The sequence below is a fragment of the Enterobacter cloacae complex sp. P13B genome (genome assembly GCF_014895915.1).
GTDB classification, from domain to species: domain Bacteria; phylum Pseudomonadota; class Gammaproteobacteria; order Enterobacterales; family Enterobacteriaceae; genus Enterobacter; species Enterobacter bugandensis.
Genome location: NZ_JADBQN010000005.1, coordinates 233,902 through 253,180, shown reverse-complemented (window position 1 = coordinate 253,180; position 19,279 = coordinate 233,902). Strand labels below are relative to the sequence as shown.

At 56.2% G+C, this 19,279-nt stretch carries 17 protein-coding genes; 7 read left to right on the top strand and 10 right to left on the bottom strand.

Annotated features, from left to right (window positions below; genetic code table 11):
• Positions 1–72 precede the first annotated feature (72 nt).
• From IM273_RS03215 to IM273_RS03185, 7 genes are all read right to left on the bottom strand, one after another.
• Positions 73–927: a GIY-YIG nuclease family protein gene (locus tag IM273_RS03215; RefSeq protein WP_193050748.1), complete on the bottom strand. Its 855-nt coding sequence runs from the start codon at positions 925–927 to the stop codon at positions 73–75.
• A 137-nt stretch (positions 928–1,064) separates the two neighbouring features.
• Positions 1,065–1,811 carry a cyclopropane-fatty-acyl-phospholipid synthase family protein gene (locus IM273_RS03210; protein WP_193050746.1) on the bottom strand — a complete coding sequence of 249 codons (747 nt, stop codon included), beginning with the start codon at positions 1,809–1,811 and terminating at the stop codon, positions 1,065–1,067.
• Between the two features lie 10 nt (positions 1,812–1,821).
• Positions 1,822–2,079, bottom strand: a complete 258-nt coding sequence (locus IM273_RS03205) for a YjhX family toxin (protein ID WP_193050744.1) — start codon at positions 2,077–2,079, stop codon at positions 1,822–1,824.
• A 239-nt stretch (positions 2,080–2,318) separates the two neighbouring features.
• Entirely contained in the window at positions 2,319–4,256 is a 1,938-nt protein-coding gene (locus IM273_RS03200) for a bifunctional diguanylate cyclase/phosphodiesterase (protein WP_048957578.1), read from the bottom strand.
• A gap of 17 nt (positions 4,257–4,273) precedes the next feature.
• Positions 4,274–4,768 carry a molybdopterin-dependent oxidoreductase gene (locus IM273_RS03195; RefSeq protein ID WP_028012099.1) on the bottom strand — a complete coding sequence of 165 codons (495 nt, stop codon included), beginning with the start codon at positions 4,766–4,768 and terminating at the stop codon, positions 4,274–4,276.
• A gap of 345 nt (positions 4,769–5,113) precedes the next feature.
• Positions 5,114–6,325: an L-dopachrome tautomerase-related protein gene (locus IM273_RS03190; RefSeq protein WP_193050742.1), complete on the bottom strand. Its 1,212-nt coding sequence runs from the start codon at positions 6,323–6,325 to the stop codon at positions 5,114–5,116.
• A 43-nt stretch (positions 6,326–6,368) separates the two neighbouring features.
• Complete coding sequence (locus IM273_RS03185; RefSeq protein ID WP_193050740.1) at positions 6,369–7,163, bottom strand: SDR family NAD(P)-dependent oxidoreductase; 795 nt, start codon at positions 7,161–7,163, stop codon at positions 6,369–6,371.
• Positions 7,164–7,261: 98 nt separating this feature from the next.
• Here IM273_RS03185 and IM273_RS03180 point away from each other — a divergent pair, with 98 nt between their 5' ends.
• Entirely contained in the window at positions 7,262–8,161 is a 900-nt protein-coding gene (locus IM273_RS03180) for a LysR family transcriptional regulator (protein ID WP_028012102.1), read from the top strand.
• A 36-nt stretch (positions 8,162–8,197) separates the two neighbouring features.
• On the opposite strand, the gene IM273_RS03175 is transcribed toward IM273_RS03180, so the two are convergent.
• Together IM273_RS03175 and IM273_RS03170 are read right to left on the bottom strand one after the other, a co-directional pair.
• Positions 8,198–9,982 carry a diguanylate cyclase gene (locus IM273_RS03175; RefSeq protein ID WP_193050738.1) on the bottom strand — a complete coding sequence of 595 codons (1,785 nt, stop codon included), beginning with the start codon at positions 9,980–9,982 and terminating at the stop codon, positions 8,198–8,200.
• Positions 9,983–10,101: 119 nt separating this feature from the next.
• On the bottom strand, positions 10,102–11,211 hold the full coding sequence (locus IM273_RS03170; RefSeq protein ID WP_028012104.1) for an AI-2E family transporter: 1,110 nt from the start codon (positions 11,209–11,211) through the stop codon (positions 10,102–10,104).
• A 337-nt stretch (positions 11,212–11,548) separates the two neighbouring features.
• Here IM273_RS03170 and mmuP point away from each other — a divergent pair, with 337 nt between their 5' ends.
• The 6 genes from mmuP (at position 11,549) to tauD (ending at position 17,452) form a co-directional block, all read left to right on the top strand.
• On the top strand, positions 11,549–12,949 hold the full coding sequence (mmuP, locus tag IM273_RS03165) for an S-methylmethionine permease (protein ID WP_041911121.1): 1,401 nt from the start codon (positions 11,549–11,551) through the stop codon (positions 12,947–12,949).
• On the top strand, positions 12,936–13,868 hold the full coding sequence (mmuM, locus tag IM273_RS03160) for a homocysteine S-methyltransferase (protein WP_193050736.1): 933 nt from the start codon (positions 12,936–12,938) through the stop codon (positions 13,866–13,868). Before mmuP ends, mmuM begins: the two co-directional genes overlap by 14 nt.
• A gap of 174 nt (positions 13,869–14,042) precedes the next feature.
• Complete coding sequence (gene tauA, locus IM273_RS03155) at positions 14,043–15,005, top strand: taurine ABC transporter substrate-binding protein (RefSeq protein WP_193050734.1); 963 nt, start codon at positions 14,043–14,045, stop codon at positions 15,003–15,005.
• Positions 15,006–15,015: 10 nt separating this feature from the next.
• Entirely contained in the window at positions 15,016–15,783 is a 768-nt protein-coding gene (gene tauB / locus IM273_RS03150; protein ID WP_193050732.1) for a taurine ABC transporter ATP-binding subunit, read from the top strand.
• Entirely contained in the window at positions 15,780–16,607 is an 828-nt protein-coding gene (gene tauC, locus IM273_RS03145) for a taurine ABC transporter permease TauC (RefSeq protein ID WP_193050730.1), read from the top strand. Before tauB ends, tauC begins: the two co-directional genes overlap by 4 nt.
• Positions 16,604–17,452: a taurine dioxygenase gene (gene tauD, locus IM273_RS03140; protein ID WP_041911116.1), complete on the top strand. Its 849-nt coding sequence runs from the start codon at positions 16,604–16,606 to the stop codon at positions 17,450–17,452. The genes tauC and tauD overlap by 4 nt, the downstream gene beginning before the upstream one ends.
• 69 nt (positions 17,453–17,521) lie before the next feature.
• On the opposite strand, the gene IM273_RS03135 is transcribed toward tauD, so the two are convergent.
• Positions 17,522–19,222, bottom strand: a complete 1,701-nt coding sequence (locus IM273_RS03135) for a lysophospholipid acyltransferase family protein (protein ID WP_193050728.1) — start codon at positions 19,220–19,222, stop codon at positions 17,522–17,524.
• Positions 19,223–19,279 lie beyond the last annotated feature (57 nt).

The following is a 19,279-nucleotide window of genomic DNA, read 5'->3' as shown; positions in this document are numbered from 1 at the left end:
AGAGGGCATCTGTCTTGATGACAGTACGTCGTCTTGCCCTTGAATAGCATTAAGTGTCGCCGCATAAGCAACTTAATCCTCGTCATCACTCTGTAATACCCTACGCAGGATTCGGCTCGATTCCAGTATCGGCAGATCTTCCATTAATAACGCCGATCGCGATGGCAATTTATTAAACAAGCGCTCTGTTTGCGAGGCGAGATAGGCCACCAGAGGATGTGCGTCAGGGTCGCCTGAAATCAACTCCACGTTGTATTGCGTGACCGTGCCTTCACCAAAGACCCCCGAGCAGTAGTTGGTCCCTCCCAAGTATCTGAAGTCTTCAATAAAAAAGCTGAACATGCGCATTATTTTGTGAGCATCGCGTTGGTCAGTACGGTTGTCTGCTATCCGAAACAGTATGGTATTACCTTCAATGTCATATTGATAACGAAGGCGGTGCTGCTTAAATAGCAAGATAAGCAGTAAACGATTTATCCTGCTGAACTGTTCCGTCACCCTGACAACATTGTTAATCATAGTATCTGACCGCTTTTTCATTTTCGCGTGGCGATGCGCCGCGCTTTTGCCGGGCCGAAGCTGTGGCTTTTCGATTCCCTGAAGGAGCTGAGCATCAATGACCCCATGCTCAATGACGTAATGAATATGCTTAATGGCGGGCTCCAGCGCCTCAATGGAAAACAGCTCGGTATAGCCGTCGCCGGCATCAATGCCCGTTTGATATTTGGCCAAAAGAAAATGCAGCATTTTTTCCAGCTTAAAGACCTCGGACTGCGGTAACGCAATGCGGTAAGAATGGGCATAATCCACATCGCCCCAGACCCGTTTTAGCGACTGAATGCGGTTATAGATATTATTGGCTTTACCCACTTTCATCATCTTTTTGGCCGGGAAAAGCAATAAATAGAGAAAAGAAGGGGTGTCCATAAAGCGCCTGTGAATGCGGTAACGGAAAAAGCAATGATAGAAGTTTTTTCATGCCAGGCGTAGCGCAGCGTTCACAATGCTGAGCGCTTCATGCTTAAGGCCGGTATAGCCCCAAAAGGCTATACCGCCACTCCCTCCTATCGTGCAATTAACGCAAACACGCCCCAGCCAATATATTCCCTTGTGTAAGCCACGTGGCGCTTAGGCGCTGCCGTCAGCTCCGTGCGCACCTCCTGTGCAAAACCATCGTCGGGGTTTTGATCCAGCCAGCGGCGCAGGGTCATCCATTTCGCGGCTTCGTATCTGTCCCAGCCTTCCTGATCTGCCAGCACCATTTCGACCAGGTCATAGCCCTGGCGATCGAAAGACGCGACAAGGTCGGGCAGGGTGAGAAAGTCTGCGGTGGACGAGACGCCGCAAGCCCGAGCCGTCTCCTCCGTTGCGGGAATCTGTCGCCAGTAAGGTTCACCGATGAGCATGATTCCCCCGGGCTTAAGGCTTTGTGCCAGCAGGTCCATTGTCCCGGCGACGCCGCCAGCAATCCATGTGGCGCCAACACAGGCCGCCACGTCGCATTGTTCATCAGCCACGTAGCCAGCCGCGTCGTTATGCACAAAATGGACGCGTTCACTGACGCCGAGCGCCTCTGCGCGCCGCGTTGCCTGCGTGGTAAAGAGCGGGCTCATGTCGATGCCAATACCGGAAATCCCGTGATCGCGTGCCCAGGTGCAAAGCATCTCTCCCGAACCGCTGCCGAGATCGAGAAGGCGCGCGCCTGGCTTCATGCGTAACACGCGCCCGAGCGTGGCGTACTTTTCTGGTGTGAAGGGGTTATGAATGCGGTGTTCGCTTTCGCTAACAGTAAATATGCGTGGGATATCCATCGTCCTCTCCTTAACGATTATCAGGCTGGGCACGGACGTTGTTCAGCCCGGTAGTATTGATGCGGTAGGGCTGACCGTTAACGGATTTGATCAGCTTTTTGGTTTTGAGCTTTTTGAAGACGGCGAGCGTGCAGTCGCTGAGCAATAGCCCTTCGCGGGTGTAGCATTCAACGGCGGTGACGCGGCCGGACGTATCGCGGACGTGCACAATACGGCCACCTTTGGCGAGAACGTGTAAGGTACGCTGTTCCTGACGGGATAAATTCATACTGGAAAACCTGTTTAATCATCATGTGCAAAACGTGCAAACACACAGCGGTGTCCGCATTCGATTTCGGCGCATTGATAATCAGTCCGGCCTGAAAAGGTCGGGGAGCTGATTATCGGATGATTACATTCTCCAGCATCAAAGCCTCGGATTGAGTTGAAAGGTATTTACGGGGTGAATGATAACACCCGGTCATTGTATGTGTATACCCAGGGTTGAAAAGTGTGATCCCAGTAAGATCACACTGTACCGTTTTTTATATTTTTATCGATTTCAGCCTGTGGCTTTCCGAACAGATAGCCCTGCACGAGATCGCAGCCCAGCGCCTGAAGCCGTTCAAGCTGCGCTTCGGTTTCCACACCTTCTGCAATGACCCGCATATTGAGGCTCTTCGCCATGCCGGTAATCAGTTTAACGATATTAAGCGCATCGTCTTGGGTGGATATCGGATTCACAAAGGATTTATCAATTTTAATTTTATCAAAATTGAGTTCACTCAGCCTTGATAGCGAGGAATAACCCGTACCGAAATCATCAATGGAGATTTTTACCCCCAGCGATCTGAGCTTTTTGAGAATAGTGAGCGGCGTGTTGCTGTCACTGAAGAGCGAAGACTCCGTAACTTCCAGCTCAAGGCGGCTGGCCGGCAGACCTGTCTCTTTCAGGATGGACTGAACCATTGCAGTAAATGATTTAGTCCCCAGTTGAACAGGTGAGACGTTTACCGAGATTCTGGCCGGAACCGCCCAGGAAGCCGCCTCCCGGCAGGCAAGTTCAAGCACATTTTTGCCAATCTCATTGATCATCCCTGTTTTTTCAGCAACAGAAATAAAGTAATCAGGCGACAAAATCCCCTTTACCGGGTGTATCCAGCGAATAAGCGCTTCATAGCCGTAAATTTCATTGCTGAATGAATCGACAATAGGCTGGTAATAAACAACGAATTCATGGTTGCTGATCGCGAGAGCCATATCATGCTCAAGGGTTCTGCTTTCCTGCAGCTTCTGCAGCATCCACTGACGGAAGACTTTTATCTGCTGTGAGCCCTCTTTTTTGGCTTCGTAGAGGGCCAGATCGGCAAATTTATAGAGATAATCCGAGCGCCGCTCATTATCAGATAAAACGATACCTACACAGGTGGCAATTTTTATCAGCTGGTTATTGATCGTATAGGGCAGACTGATGTGAGCGCTGATCTCTTTGGCGCGCAAAACCGCTGCGTTCTCGGTCAGGCCGCTGGAGAGAAGTGCAAATTCGTCACCGCCCAGGCGGTAAAACGTATCCGTCGCGTTACTCATTGAGGTAAGCCGTCGGGATACCTGATTCAACAGTAAATCGCCGGCGTCATGGCCATAGGTATCGTTGACCTCTTTGAACCGGTCTAAATCAAATAACATCACCGTGACAGGGGTATGGTTTTTATCTGCCTGAAGGGTAATTTTATTGAGATCGTCCCAGAAGAATAGACGGTTTTTCATGCCGGTAAGGGAGTCATGATACACATCATATTCCAGCTTCGAATTCTGTATTTGCAGCGTTTCTTTTGACCGCTGTAGTTCGTCAGCGAGGGTTTTAACCTGCATGTGGGCTTTAAGAATATTTTTATTCTGATAGATCATTAAGAATCCCAGAATAAAGCTTAATATCACCAGAAGTAACGAAAGTACGGAGTAAATATAATATAGGATCTGTATTTTATGGTTAGATTCATTAATTGTGTTAATATCTTTGGTTAATGCGCTTGAAGACAGTTGACTGAGCGGCGCGTCGAGCAGGTGCATATTTGCCAGGTACTTTTTTAATTCTTCATGGCTCATTTTTTCCAGGTTACTGTCCAGATACGCCAGTATTTCTTTCAGGCGTGCAGCGATCTCTTGATGCGTTTTATCGCTCTCAATATAGCGGCCTAAGTCTCCCCCGTTCAGTAACTCGCCCTGGCTGAGCATAATTTCGAGACGCATGCGGGCCTGGTCTATCGTAACGTCATCGGTATCGGTTGCGTATAGACCAAGCCATGATTCAAATCGGTAATACTCTGATACCAGTTGAGCCACGGACCAGGACTCAGTGTAATGAGTCAGTTTTTGCAGCTCTTGCTGACGATCGTAAACAAGAAATGCAATATATCCCGTCGTGATAAAAAGAGAAAAAATGATACCAACCAGTATCCTGTTCATTATGTTCTCCTGAACTGCTATTCAATCTTCATTTTGCTAACCTGCCATGCTGAACGCGAGTAATAAATTTGATTATTCAACTCAGGAAGACTGTCATAAGGGTATACAATGAATGATGGGCCTTTATCGCGGATACGCATATATTCGCCATTAATCTTTAAGGCAAGAATAGCGTTATATTTCTTAAAATCGCTGAGAGGAATAGCGGTTGCGTAATCATTAAGGGCAATAACATTAACGACAGAACCCTTTGCTCCAACATAATCCATGAGTTTGTTCATTGGAACACCCTCAAACTTCGTCCTGCCCGTATACCAGGGAGATGTCGTCTCGAAACTCACCATCCCGAGTTTTTCAAGGCTTGCGAGATCAAACACTGCTTTTCCATCTTCGTTAGTATTTTCTATATTCCCGTAAATCGTCAAAATGGGTTTTCCGGCGGGTTTCGGCAGTTCACCCGCCCAGGCTAAACTCTGAACCAGACAGCATACCAGCATTAGGATTAATCGCATTATGGCCTCCACTTTTGCACAGAAGTATATGAATTATAATTTAGTTATCACAGTAGTTTATGTATTTTATTGCGTCGCTATTACTTCTGTACGCGAATGAGGGGTAATTGCAATGTAATCAAATGGTTACGAGGTTGCGGAAGAGTGATTTCAATCACATGCAACACCTCTTTTTTTTGAGGCACGCTACGCTTACTTGAATAAACTCTCTTACGTTTAAAAAACGATCGCTTTAATTGAGCGTTATTTCCTCACCTCAAAGAATGTACCTGTGATGGACAGGTAAAAAACGCCACCCAATGGGCGGCGTCGTCATATTTAGCGATTGTTCAGCACGGTGCTCCGTTACTTTTTTGCGCCCGGTGAAGCGCTGAGCGGCAAACGCCATAGCTCGTAGCGTTCATGACCGGGTTTGACCGCGCCAGCAAAGTGGTCATTGAGGCTGCTTGAGGTGAAGATCAGGTCACCGTCCGGACGTATAGCCGGCGTGTCTGGCCAGCGTACGGCTTCATTTGAAGCAATAAGCGACATTGTACGGGTCTTCGGATCATACCGGACAATGCCGTTGCGGGTGACGTCCGTAATGTAGAGGTTGCCCCTTGCATCGGTCACCAGGCCGTCCGTGTTGCCTCCTACCGTACCCAGATTCTGGATTTGCCCGGCAATCTGCGCATCGGTTGAGCCGTGCTGCTTCAGAACGGCGGTCGGGAGCGCGTACGCATGTGTTCCCGTCGTTACCGTCCAGTACAAGGTCTCTGCATCGGGAGAAAGCGCAATGCCGTTGATGCCAATCAGCAGCGGTTTACCCGGCCACACTTCCGCACCGTGGGAGACGACTTTTACGCCGGGTTCAATCTGCAGGGCAGGGTGTCGATCCAGTACGCGTCGGGCTGTACCGGTGTTGAAATCCACAACGATCAGACCAACGCGGTTTTCAGGCGCACTTCGCGATCCGCTGTCGGAAATGTATGCGATACGACGATCCTCATCGACAACGACATCATTGAGGAAGCTCGCCTTACGGTCAGCCACGCCGTCCAGGGGGATCCGCTTAACCGTGCGGCCCGAGTCGAGATCCAGCACGACCAGTTTCTGCGAACCTACGGGGGATTCCGCTTCTCCCGCGACGAACCCCATATCCAGCGCCCATAACCAGCCGTTCTTACGATCAACATAAAAGCCGAGCACGTTGCGCAGATTTCGGTCGGGAGCAGAATCTATCGCATTACCCTGGCGGGACGGAAATGCCGTCAGGCGCGCCGGGCCCGACTGTGTGCGGGTATCCAGAATGCTTAACGTGGCGGGCGCGCTGGCCGAAACCAGTCGCGGCGTGCTGACAAAGGCGCGGCCCTTTGCATCAAAGTGAATACCGGCGACAGGGGCGTTAACCGACCCGGAAAAAGGCGCTGGCTGCCCGCTCTCAGGTGTATCCCAGCTTACGCCTGAGTAGCTGCGCCAGCGTTCAAGAGGCACCTGATTCGCCGCGCTGGCGCAGCTTGCGAAAGAGAACAATGCCGCCATCGCAATGGCGGAGAAAGTACGGGTACAGTGGGACATACATGCTCCGGTGAAGAGTAAGAAACGGCGTCTTAATCCGGTATCAAAGAATGGAGCGGAACGTGCCGCCCTCGACGCGTACCGCAGCTCCGTTAGACGCTGCGCCGAGTGGGCTTGCCAGCAGCGCGACCATAGCGGCTATCTCGTCAGCCTCGATCATTCGTGCGATCAGCGAGCTGGGGCGGTAGGTCTGGAAGAAATGCGCTTCGATCTCCTGGTCTGTCATGCCCGGTTTGGGGGCTGTCTGGCGCAGGTAATCGATGATGCCGTCAGAGCGGGTTGCGGAAGGAAGTACGCTGTTGACCGTCACGCCCGTGCCCTTCGTCAGCTCGGCCATTCCTCGCGATACGGCCAGTTGAGCCGATTTGCTGACGCCGTAATGCACCATGTCAGGCGGCGTGAAAGCTCCCACTTCGCTGGACATAAAAATCACCCGGCCCCAGTTACGGGCAAGCATGTGTGGGAAGTAATGGCGGGAAAGACGAACCCCGGACATCACGTTAATGTCGAACATACGCAGCCACTCCTCGTCGGTTATGTCGGCGAAGGCTCTGGCTTCATAAAAGCCCAGGTTATTGATAAGGATATCGGTATCCGGGCAGGCCTCGAACAGCGCTTCTGTACCCTCAGCGCTCGCCAGATCGGCGACAACGGCGGATACCTGCGCCTGGGGAGCCGCGTGGGTTATTTTCGATACTGCATTTTGCAATTTTTCACGATCGCGTCCGGTAATCGTAACGGCAACACCTTCGCGCGCCAGCGTGCTGGCGATAGCCAGCCCAATTCCTGCGGTAGCTCCAGTGACAAGTGCGGTCTTACCAGTGAGTTGAAGATCCATAATTTTTGCCTTTTGGGGATAAGTGCGGTCACTTTACTCATCGCCAAATCGGAGATAAATTAGCGAAATTGAAAAATATTTGTTCCTGAAAGAGCAAAATGAGCAGAAAATTTGATTATCTCGGCGATGTTGAAGTCTTCATTACTGTCGTTGAACATGGCTCATTTACCGCGGCTGCGGTTGCCCTTTCAACCACCCCCTCAGTCCTGAGCCGCGCGGTGTCCCGCCTTGAAGTGCGTCTTGGACGGCAGCTATTACAGCGCACCACACGTCGCGTGGGGCTAACGGAAGCCGGACGGATTTATCTTGAGCAGGCGCGTTCTGCATTTTCCCTGCTTGATGAGGCTGAACGTGATGGCCGGGGGCAGGAGGGCGATCTGACCGGACGGGTACGGATCAGCGTCCCGACCACGTTCGGACACTATTGTCTGCCGCCCTTGCTCGCTCGCTTTTCCCAGCAATATCCGCGCGTTAAGGTCGAGCTGAACATCACCAATCGCAACGTAGACCTGATCGCCGAAGGATTCGATCTCGCTATTCGTCTGGGTCAGATGCCTGACAGTGGATTCGTCGCGCGTAAACTGCAGGATGCGGCCCTGCTTTTGGTCGCCTCGCCCGCTTACCTTCAGCGGATGGGAATGCCGCAAACGCTGGATGAACTGCAGCAGCATACGTGTCTGCCTTTTATCATGCCGCGTACGGGCCGTATTGCCCCCTGGGTATTTCGCGTGGGCGAACGCGATGTGGACTGGCTGCCGGCTTCCACCATCGAAACGTCAGATGATGTTCTTGGCGTGGTATCGCTGGCTGAATGCGGGATGGGGATCTGTCAGAGCTATGAATTTATCGTTCGTGAGCGGATACAGCGCGGCCAGCTCGTTGAGGTGCTCCCGCAACTGCGCGGACGTTCGCGGCCTTTCTCGCTGATTTATGCACCTCACCGGCGTCAGTCGGCAGCCACCCGGGCCATGATCGATCTTCTGACCACGGAACAATGACGCGGGTGTCTCCGTCATGAAAAAAGTGTCTTATTCTTAACCCGCCTCCAGCATCCCAAAACTCACAATTCGCGAGCGTCCCAGCTCTTTCGCCCGGTACAGTGCCACGTCCGCGGCGCGCAGCAGGTTGTCACTTTGAGCATGCTCTGGATAGCTGGCGATACCAATTGACACATCCACCGGCCCAATCTCGGTCAGCCCGTAGCGAAGCGATAGCGCATGCACGCCGTTGTAAATCTTCTGCGCGCAGGCGTGCGCTTCTGCTTCACCGGCCCCGGGAAGCAGAACCAGAAACTCCTCGCCCCCGTAGCGGAATGCCAGCCCGCCGTCGTGCGCGGCCCGCTGAACAATCGTCGCCACGTTTTTGATAACCTGATCGCCGGCCTCGTGACCAAAGCGGTCGTTAATGCTTTTAAAGTGATCGATGTCGATCATCATGCAGCTTAACGGCTCGCCGTTGCGCATGGCCTGCGTCATTTGCGTGTGCAGGGTGTCTTCCAGATGATGACGATTACGCAGGCCGGTAAGCGGGTCAAACAAGGCTTTTTCCAGCAGCGCATCGCGCAGGCGCTGATTCGCCAGCGCCAGTCCGAGCGCCTCGGCCATCAGTTCCAGATACGCGCGTGCAGGAGCATTTTCCGGGGTGATGTTCTGGAACGAGAGCAACCCAATGGCCTCGCCCTGGGCGATAAGCGGTACGCACAGCGCGCTTTCCGACTGTGATTCCGGGAGATGATAGCAGGCGACATCCGGTTCACCGTTAACCGGCGGGTGGCTCTGACCGCGACGTACGGCCCAGCACGCATCGGGGTGGAACGTGGCCGCATCATCTGCCGGTGAAAGCCACTGGGCGACGCAGCGCATTTGCCACGGATCGCGGTCAAAAACGTAGAGCCGGCCTGCTATCCCCGGCGCGATATTGGGCGCAAACAGCTCCGCCACGTTGATCACATCGTCAAAGTTTTCACACCCCTGCAGCCGCTGCGTCATGCGCGCCAGCAGCTCGCGGATGGCCCAGTCGGCGTCACGCTCTTTTTCCAGACGTTGTCGCGCAAGGCCGTTTTCACGAAAGATGCGGATGGCCTGGGCCATATCGCCAATCTCATCAATCTGGTTAAAGTTGGGCGTTTCAACGGCGAAGTCCTGAGAGGCCAGACGGTGAACCACGTCGCTCAGGCGTACCACCGGGCGCAGCACGCGGCGTTTTAATATAAAGCCGAGCACAAACAAGAACAGCAGGGCGGTCAGGCCAACCATCACTTCAGAAGCCGTGCGCAGCGCTTTCGATTTTTTCGTCGCCTCCCGCACGGAGGCGATGACACGTTTGTCGAGTATCTGGCGAAAGCGATCGATTTGGGTTTGTGCGCGCTCAAGCTCCTGCTCGTAGGGCATGCCATAGAGCAGGGCAACGGCCTGCGCATCTTCACCCCGGGCCGCGCTCGTCAGTGCCTCTTGCTGCTCATCCTGCAGTGCATCAATGATTTTTAAACCATCATGCAGCAGGGCCAGCTCGTCATCTGAAGCGCCGGTGTCCTGCAGTTTCTCCAGCTTCAGCTCGATGCTCTTCAGTTTTTTCTCTGACGCATTGTACTCATCCAGGATTTGCGGATTTTTTTTGATGACATACAGGCGCGCTAAATCGGACTGTTTCCAGGCGTCGGTTTCAATATTTTCTGTAAGCTCATCAAAACGCTGGCGTTGTTCAATGGCCTGACGTTCGGCGGTGTCAGCACCGGAGGCCATCAGCATGATAATGCCGGAGGCGATAGTCAGGCAGACCGTGGCACCGTAGGCCCAGTTGGTTATTGTCGCGATTCGCACCTGGAGATCCTTTTACCGCATAAAGAGGATGGCGTTCTTCAAATTATAGAAAACGTATGATTTAAGGCGAAAAAAAAGGCGGCACAGCGCCGCCTGATGTGGTCGTTATCGTCACGTCCCTACAAATCTGGAGAGTTTTTTCCCTCTTCGATGAACTCGGCGTCCAGCTCTTCGGCATTCCCCGCGTGATCGCGGCCGGAGAAGAGGTTCCAGCAGGCGATAAACAGCGCGGCGATGAGCGGCCCAATCACAAAGCCGTTAATGCCGTACAGCTCCATGCCGCCGAGGGTGGAGATCAGAATCAGGTAGTCCGGCATTTTGGTGTCTTTCCCCACCAGCAGCGGGCGCAGAATATTGTCCACCAGCCCGACGATAATCACGAAGAAGCCAACAATAAACAGCCCCTGCCAGAGCTGGTGCGTGGCGAACAGGTAAATGGCGGCTGGCACCCAGACAATCGCCGAGCCGACGGCGGGGACCAGCGAGAGGAACGCCATCAGCGCGCCCCAGAGCACGCTGCCGTCGATGCCCACGATGGCAAACGCGATCCCGCCGAGCGTCCCCTGAACGACGGCCACCACCGCCGTCCCTTTCACCGTCGCCCGGGAGACGCCGACGAACTTGGCGAACAGGTGCTGTTTAACAAAATCAGACAGCGGCAGGGAGTCGAGGATCTGGCGTACCAGATACGGTCCATCCTTTAGCAGGAAGAACAACAGATACAGCATGATGCCGAAGCTAATCGCAAAGCCAAACGTGCCTTTGCCGATCAGGAACGCGCTGCCTGCCAGATACTGCCCGCCCTGCAGCGCAACGTCGGAGAGTTTTTTCTGGATCTGCGCCGCGTTGGTCAGGTTGTGATCCGCCAGGAAGCCGCTGGCCCAGTCCGGCAAGTGGTTGAAGATGCTCGCCACTACCTCCGGGAATTGGGTGTTGTTCTCCTGAAGCTTCGTGTAAACCACGTTCAGCTCGATGGCGAGCGAGGAGAGGATCACCATCAGCGGGATAAAGACGATCAGGCAGATAATGCCAATCGTCAGCAGCGAGGCCAGCCCGTTGCGATCCCCCAGCGCGGCGCGCAATTTGTTTTTTACCGGGTTGAAAATGACGGTCAGAATAGCGGCCCACAGTATCGCGGAGAAGTAGGGCGACAGCACGTCGAAGAAGGCCCAGGTCACAAGGGCGAGAATGAAAATAAAGAAACCTTTGGTCAGTCCGTTAAAGCGCATCAGTCAGTCCTGGTTACTAAGAAACTGTGACGACTATAGAACCGATTGCGAGAATTACCAACCCGGCGGCCAGTTCAGCAATATCGCAGTATGAATTTGCGCTTCACGGATAGCACTTTTGACTGACCGAAGATCGCACGCTCCCGCACCATGCTGTTAGTATCTGCTTGCGGAGGTGCTTATGGCCTGGCGTCCCATTCTTTATGTGATCCTCACAACCCACCCCAGACTCAGCGCGCGGCGCGCCCGTTTGCGTCTGGTCATCTAGCTTTTTATTAACAATCGCGGTATAACACCTTCTTTGGATGTTTAGATGTCCATACGTATAGAAGGTAATATGCAAACACAACAAGAAAATGGACAGCTTAAGCGCACCATGAAAACACGCCACCTGATTATGCTCTCGCTGGGCGGCGTGATTGGGACAGGGTTATTCTTTAATACCGGATACATCATTTCCACCACCGGTGCGGCGGGCACGTTGCTGGCCTACCTGATCGGCGCGCTGGTGGTCTGGCTGGTGATGCAGTGTCTGGGCGAGCTCTCCGTGGCGATGCCGGAAACCGGCGCGTTCCACGTCTACGCCGCCCGCTATCTCGGCCCGGCGACGGGCTATACCGTGGCGTGGCTCTACTGGCTCACCTGGACGGTGGCGCTCGGCTCGAGCTTTACCGCCGCCGGGTTCTGCATGCAGTACTGGTTCCCGCAGGTGCCCGTCTGGGCGTGGTGCGTGGTCTTTTGCGTGGTGATTTTCGGCCTTAACGTCATCTCCACGCGCTTCTTTGCCGAAGGGGAATTTTGGTTTTCGCTGGTGAAGGTCATCACCATCATCGCCTTTATCATCCTCGGCGGGGCGGCGGTCTTTGGTTTCATCCCGATGCAGGACGGTTCACCCGCGCCGGGCTTAAGCAACCTCACCGCCGAGGGCTGGTTCCCGCACGGCGGCCTGCCGATCCTGATGACCATGGTGGCGGTGAATTTTGCCTTCTCCGGGACCGAGCTTATCGGCATCGCGGCGGGTGAAACGGAAAATCCGCACAAGGTCATTCCGGTTGCGATCCGCACCACCATAGCGCGGCTGATCATCTTCTTTATCGGCACCGTGTTTGTGCTGGCGGCGCTGATCCCGATGCAGCAGGCGGGCGTGGAAAAAAGCCCGTTCGTGCTGGTGTTTGAAAAAGTCGGTATTCCTTATGCCGCTGATATTTTTAACTTCGTGATCCTGACGGCGATCCTCTCGGCGGCGAACTCTGGCTTATATGCGTCCGGGCGCATGCTGTGGTCGCTCTCGAATGAGAAAACGCTCCCGCGCTGCTTTGCCCGCGTGAACAAAAACGGCGTGCCGCTGACGGCGCTCTCGGTTTCCATGCTCGGCGGCGTGCTGGCGCTGTTCTCAAGCGTGGTGGCCCCGGACACGGTGTTTGTCGCACTCTCGGCCATTTCTGGCTTTGCGGTGGTGGCGGTGTGGATCAGCATCTGCGCGTCGCACTTCGTTTTCCGTCGCCGTCATCTGCAGTCCGGCCAGCCGCTCTCTGCGCTGCAGTACCGCGCGCCGTGGTATCCGCTGGTGCCGGTGCTCGGTTTTATCCTCTGCGTGGTGGCCTGCGTCGGCCTGTGGTTTGACCCCAGCCAGCGCATTGCCCTTTATTGCGGGCTTCCGTTCGTCGCCCTGTGTTATGGTGCCTACTACCTGACCCGAAATATGACATCGCAGGAGCCTGAACATGTCGCAGAATAATCCGCTTACCGCCATCCTTGAAAAACAGCCGTTTGTAGTGCTGGATGGCGCAATGGCAACGGAGCTGGAAGCGCGCGGCTGTAACCTTGCTGACAGCCTCTGGTCGGCCAAAGTGCTGGTGGAAAACCCGGATCTTATCCGTGAAGTGCATCTTGATTACTACCGCGCGGGCGCGCAGGTGGCGATCACCGCCAGCTACCAGGCCACGCCTGCGGGCTTTGCGGCACGCGGTATGGATGAGGCGCAGTCCCGCGCGCTGATTGGCAAAAGCGTGGAGCTGGCGCGTAAGGCGCGCGAAGCGTACCTGGCCGAAAACCCGCACGCGGGCACGCTGCTGGTAGCGGGCTCCGTAGGGCCGTACGGCGCGTATCTGGCGGATGGCTCAGAGTATCGCGGCGACTACGTGCGCAGTGCCGAAGAATTCACAGAATTCCATCGCCCGCGCGTGGAAGCGCTGCTGGACGCGGGTGCAGACCTGCTGGCCTGCGAAACGCTGCCGTCGTTCACGGAAATAAAGGCGCTGGCCGCGTTGCTTACGGCGTATCCCCGCGCGCGGGCGTGGTTCTCCTTCACCCTGCGCGACAGCGAGCACCTGAGCGACGGCACGCCGCTGCGGGAGGTGGTTTCTTCTCTGGAGGACTATCCGCAGGTCGTCGCGCTGGGCATCAACTGTATCGCGCTGGAAAACACCACGGCGGCGCTGAAGCAGTTGCAAAGCCTGACGCCGCTGCCGCTGGTGGTCTACCCGAACTCGGGCGAGCATTATGATGCGATAACCAAAACCTGGCACCACCACGGAGAAGCGTGCGAGACGCTGGCGGGGTATCTGCCGCAGTGGCTGGCGGCGGGAGCGAAGTTAATCGGCGGATGTTGTCGCACCACGCCAAAGGATATTGCAGAGCTGAACGCGCAGCGCTGAGTTTGTGCCGGGTAAGGCGCAGGCGCCACCCGGCACAAACCAACCGCACAAAATCAACTATCCTTTCCCGCTTTTTTTCTAAAAACGAATCGTCATTAGCGATTCTTTTTTATTCCTTTATCAAAATTCCCGCGCCGGAAATACTGCCCTCATAACAACAGGGGAGCAGGCACTATGGCAATTTCATCGCGAATCACACTTCTCGGCGCGCTGGCGCTGTGGGCATTTCAGGCGCAGGCGGTGGACGTTACCGTCGCATATCAAACCTCGGCTGAGCCGGCGAAGGTTGCGCAGGCGGACAATACCTTTGCGAAGGAGAGCGGCGCGAAAGTCGACTGGCGCAAGTTCGACAGCGGCGCGTCCGTCGTGCGTGCGTTAGCGTCCGGCGACGTGCAGATTGGCAATATCGGCTCCAGCCCGCTGGCGGTCGCGGCCACCCAGCAGGTACCGATTGAGGTTTTCCTCCTCGCCTCTCAGCTCGGTAATTCCGAAGCGCTGGTGGTGAAGAAAAACATCACCAAACCGGAAGACCTGATCGGCAAACGCATCGCCGTGCCGTTTATCTCCACCACCCACTACAGCCTGCTGGCGGCGCTCAAACACTGGGGCATCAAGCCGGGGCAGGTGCAAATCATCAATCTTCAGCCGCCGGCGATTATCGCCGCCTGGCAGCGCGGGGATATTGACGGGGCCTACGTGTGGGCACCGGCAGTAAACGAGCTGGAAAAAGACGGCACCGTGCTGACCGACTCCGAGAAAGTGGGCCAGTGGGGCGCGCCGACCCTCGACGTGTGGGTGGTGCGCAAAGACTTTGCCGAGAAACATCCTGAGGTGGTGAAAGCCTTCGCCAAAAGCGCAATTGCCGCCCAGCAGCCGTACATCAGCAACCCGGATGAGTGGCTGAAGCAGCCCGCCAATCTGGAAAAACTCTCCCGCCTGAGCGGCGTGCCGGAAGCGGACGTGCCGGGGCTGGTGAGGGGCAATACTTATCTGACCCCCGCGCAGCAGGTGCAGCAGCTAAACGGGCCGGTGAGCAAAGCGATTGTGGATACCGCCACCTTCCTGAAAGAGCAGGGCAAAGTGCCTGCGGTCGCGGCGGATTACAGTCAGTACGTCACCGATCGCTTTGTGAAATAAGGAGTCCGCCATGCTGAACATTACGAACCTGTATGCCGATTACGGTGGTAAACCCGCGCTGGAGGACATCAACCTGACGCTGGGCAGCGGTGAACTGCTGGTGGTGCTCGGCCCGTCCGGCTGCGGAAAAACCACGCTGCTGAATCTGATTGCCGGGTTTGTACCGTATCAGCACGGTACCATTCAGCTGGAAGGCAAAAAGGTGGATGGCCCTTGCGCCGAGCGCGGCGTGGTTTTTCAGAACGAAGGATTGCTTCCGTGGCGCAACGTGCAGGAAAACGTGGCGTTTGGGCTCCAGCTTGCGGGCGTGAACCGTGAACAGCGGCTGGCAACCGCGCGGGCGATGCTGAAAAAAGTGGGGCTGGAAGGGGCGGAAAAACGCTTTATCTGGCAGCTTTCCGGCGGCCAGCGTCAGCGCGTCGGGATCGCTCGCGCTCTGGCGGCGAATCCGCAGCTGTTGCTGCTGGACGAGCCGTTCGGGGCGCTGGACGCCTTTACCCGCGAGCAGATGCAAACCCTGCTGCTGCGCCTGTGGCATGAGACGGGCAAGCAGGTGCTGTTGATTACCCACGATATCGAAGAGGCGGTGTTTATGGCGACCGAGCTGGTGCTGCTCTCGCCGGGGCCGGGGCGCGTGCTGGAGCGGCTGCCGCTGGATTTCGCACGCCGCTACGTCGCGGGGGAGCCCGTGCGCAGCATCAAATCCGATCCGCGGTTTATTGAGCAGCGTGAATACGTCTTAAGCCGCGTGTTCGAACAGCGGGAGGCCTTCTCATGAGCATCGTCTTTAGTGAAAAAACGCGCCGCACGCGTCTGGCGCTGCGCTGGCCATTCTCGCGCCCACTCACGTTGAGTGTCGGCACGCTGCTGGTGCTGCTGGCAGCGTGGTGGGCGGTTGCGGCCCAGCAGTGGGTCAGCCCGCTGTTTCTACCGCCGCCGGGACAGGTGCTGGCGAAACTCATCTCCATCGCCGGGCCGCAGGGCTTTATGGACGCTACGCTCTGGCAGCATCTCGGCGCAAGCCTGACGCGCATTCTGGTGGCGCTGCTGGCGGCGGTGGTTATCGGTATCCCGGTCGGGATCGCGATGGGCCTAAGCCCGACGGTGCGTGGCATCCTTGACCCGCTGATTGAGCTTTACCGCCCGGTGCCGCCGCTGGCCTATTTGCCGCTGATGGTGATCTGGTTCGGTATCGGCGAAACGTCGAAAATTCTGCTGATTTATCTGGCGATTTTCGCGCCGGTTGCCATGTCGGCGCTGGCGGGCGTGAAGAGTGCCCAGCAGGTGCGCATTCGTGCGGCGCAGTCGCTGGGCGCCAGCCGCACGCAGGTGCTGCTATTCGTGATTCTACCCGGCGCGCTGCCGGAGATTTTAACCGGGCTGCGCATTGGCCTCGGCGTGGGCTGGTCCACGCTGGTGGCGGCAGAGCTGATTGCCGCCACGCGAGGATTAGGGTTTATGGTTCAGTCGGCGGGAGAGTTCCTGGCGACTGACGTGGTGCTGGCAGGGATCGCGGTGATTGCCGCGATCGCCTTCGGATTAGAACTGGGGCTGCGCGCGCTACAGCGCCGCCTGACGCCCTGGCATGGAGAAATACAATGAGTGAACGACTGACCATCACCCCGCTGGGGCCGTACATTGGCGCGCAGGTGTCGGGCCTGGATGTGTCCCGCCCGCTGAGCGATAACCAGTTTGAGCAGCTGTACCACGCGGTGCTGCGCCATCAGGTGGTGTTCCTTCGCGAGCAGGCGATCACCCCGCAGCAGCAGCGCGCGCTGGCGTTGCGTTTTGGCGACCTGCATATTCACCCGGTCTATCCGCATGCGGAAGGGGTGGAGGAGATTATCGTTCTGGATACCCACAACGATAATCCGCCGGACAACGACAACTGGCACACGGACGTCACCTTTATCGAGACGCCGCCCGCCGGGGCAATTCTGGCAGCAAAATTACTGCCAGAGACCGGCGGCGATACGCTGTGGGCGAGCGGGATTGCGGCGTTTGAGGCGCTCTCTGCGCCGTTCCGGACACTGCTGAGCGGCCTGCGGGCGGAGCACGACTTCAAAAAATCGTTCCCGGAATATAAGTACCGTAAAAGCGAAGAGGAGCATCAGCGCTGGCTGGAAGCGGTGGCGAAGCATCCGCCGCTGCTGCACCCGGTGGTGCGCACCCATCCGGTCACGGGCAAGCAGGCGCTGTTCGTGAACGAAGGATTCACGACGCGCATTGTGGACGTGACGGAAAAAGAGAGCGACGCGCTGTTAGGTTTCCTGTTCGCACATATCACTAAACCGGAGTTTCAGGTGCGCTGGCGCTGGCAGGAGAACGACCTGGCGATCTGGGATAACCGCGTGACACAGCACTACGCCAACGCGGACTATCTGCCGCAGCGCCGGATTATGCAGCGGGCGACGATTTTGGGCGATAAGCCGTTTTACCGCCCCTGATCCTGTAGTACCCGTAGGCCGGGTAAGCGCAGCGCTACCCGGCGAAAACGGTGCACAATTGCCGGCCAATTAAAGGTGCGCCTCAATATACCGCTGATAGCGGTTCGCCTTCAGGTAGCACAAATCCACCAGCACCAGACCGTCTACGCAATTGTTGAACGCCGGGTCGCTGCCAAAATCAATAAACTGCACGCCGCCGGGCTCGCATAGCTCGGAATACTGTTTATACAGCGGCGGTATGCCGCAGCCCAGATTGCCGAGCAGGGATTTCAGCTTTGTCAGATCGTCCACGTAATCCACGCCGCCAAACTGTGCCAGCACGTCCGGTAACGACGCCGGATACGGCTGACGTGACGCGGCTAGCGGATGCGTCGCGGGGAACCACAGGCGGTAAAAGGCGACCAGCAGATCCCGTGCCGCAGGCGGTAAGCCGCCGGAGATGGAGACGGGGCCAAACAGGTAGCGATAATGTGGGTAACGCGCCAGGTAAGCCCCGATGCCGGACCATAAATAGTCCAGACCGCGACGCCCCCAGTAGCGCGGCTGAATAAAGCTGCGCCCGAGCTCAATGCCGTGCTCAAGCACGTCCTGCATTTTGTCGTCGTAGTGGAACAGGCTGTAGCTGTACAGACCTTCAACGCCGCGTTTTTCGATCTGCATGGCCGTCGGCATAAAGCGATACGCCCCGACGATCTCCAGATCCTCTTCATCCCAGAGGATCAGGTGCAGATAATCGTCATCGTAGCTGTCGGTGTCCCGGCGTTTACCGCTCCCTTCCTCCACCGCGCGAAACGCAATCTCGCGCAGGCGGCCCAGTTCGCGCAGAAGAGGCGCCTCTTCCTGCCCGTTGCGCTGCCACAGGTAGATGGTTTTACCGTCGCTGGTTTTACCCAGACTCTCCGCCTGCGCCAGCTCGCGTTTCAGGGTGGCCCGGTCTTCCGGACGGGCAATGGCACACTGGGTTTTGAAGACGCCAGGCAATCCCTTGCCAAGACGCATCACGTGCTGACGGCACTGCTCGGCCATCTCACGTGACGAAAGCGTGGTGCTATGCCAGTGATGCCAGGCGATTTGCTGGCCGATTTTAATCGGCAGCTGGCTGTGGCGGCGGCGGAACATCTGTTGCATTAGCAGCAGCATCGACAATGTCGGCGACACCAGCGTGCTGGCATAAAAGAGCAGGCTGTTATGCGCCTGAATATGCACCGGCAGCAGCGGGGCGCGCAGCTTGCTGGCGAGTTTGATAAAGCCGGAGTGCCATTTTTTATCGCGAATGCCTTTGCGCGTGGGGCGTGAAACTTCACCCGCCGGGAAGAAGATCAGCACGCCCGCGTTTTGCAGATGCTGCTCCATCTGAACCAGAGACGATTTCGCCGTCCTGCCGCCCATATTGTCCACCGGAATAAACAGCGAACTGAGAGGCTCAAGGTGGGTCAGCATCCGGTTGGTCACGACTTTAACGTCGCGCCGCACGCGGGAGACGGCGTACATCAGCGCCAGCCCGTCCAGCGTGCCTGTCGGGTGGTTGGCAATAATAACCAGTGGGCCATGTTCGGGGATTTGTTCGAGATCGCGGGCGGAAACGGTGCAGAGAATATCAAGGTGCTCCAGAACTTGCTCCACCATATCCAGTCCTTTCAGGTGGCGGTGAGCGGCGGCAAACTGCTGGAATTCTTCTTCGTAAAACAGCCTTTTTAACAGACTTTTTTGCCAGGGTGCAGGCCTCGCCTGAGGCCAAAGATCGTCGAGAACGCTATCGAGGCTAAACATGATTACTCCTCCTGCCGTCTTGCGAAGACAGTAGAAGGAGCAGATGTCGGTTGTATT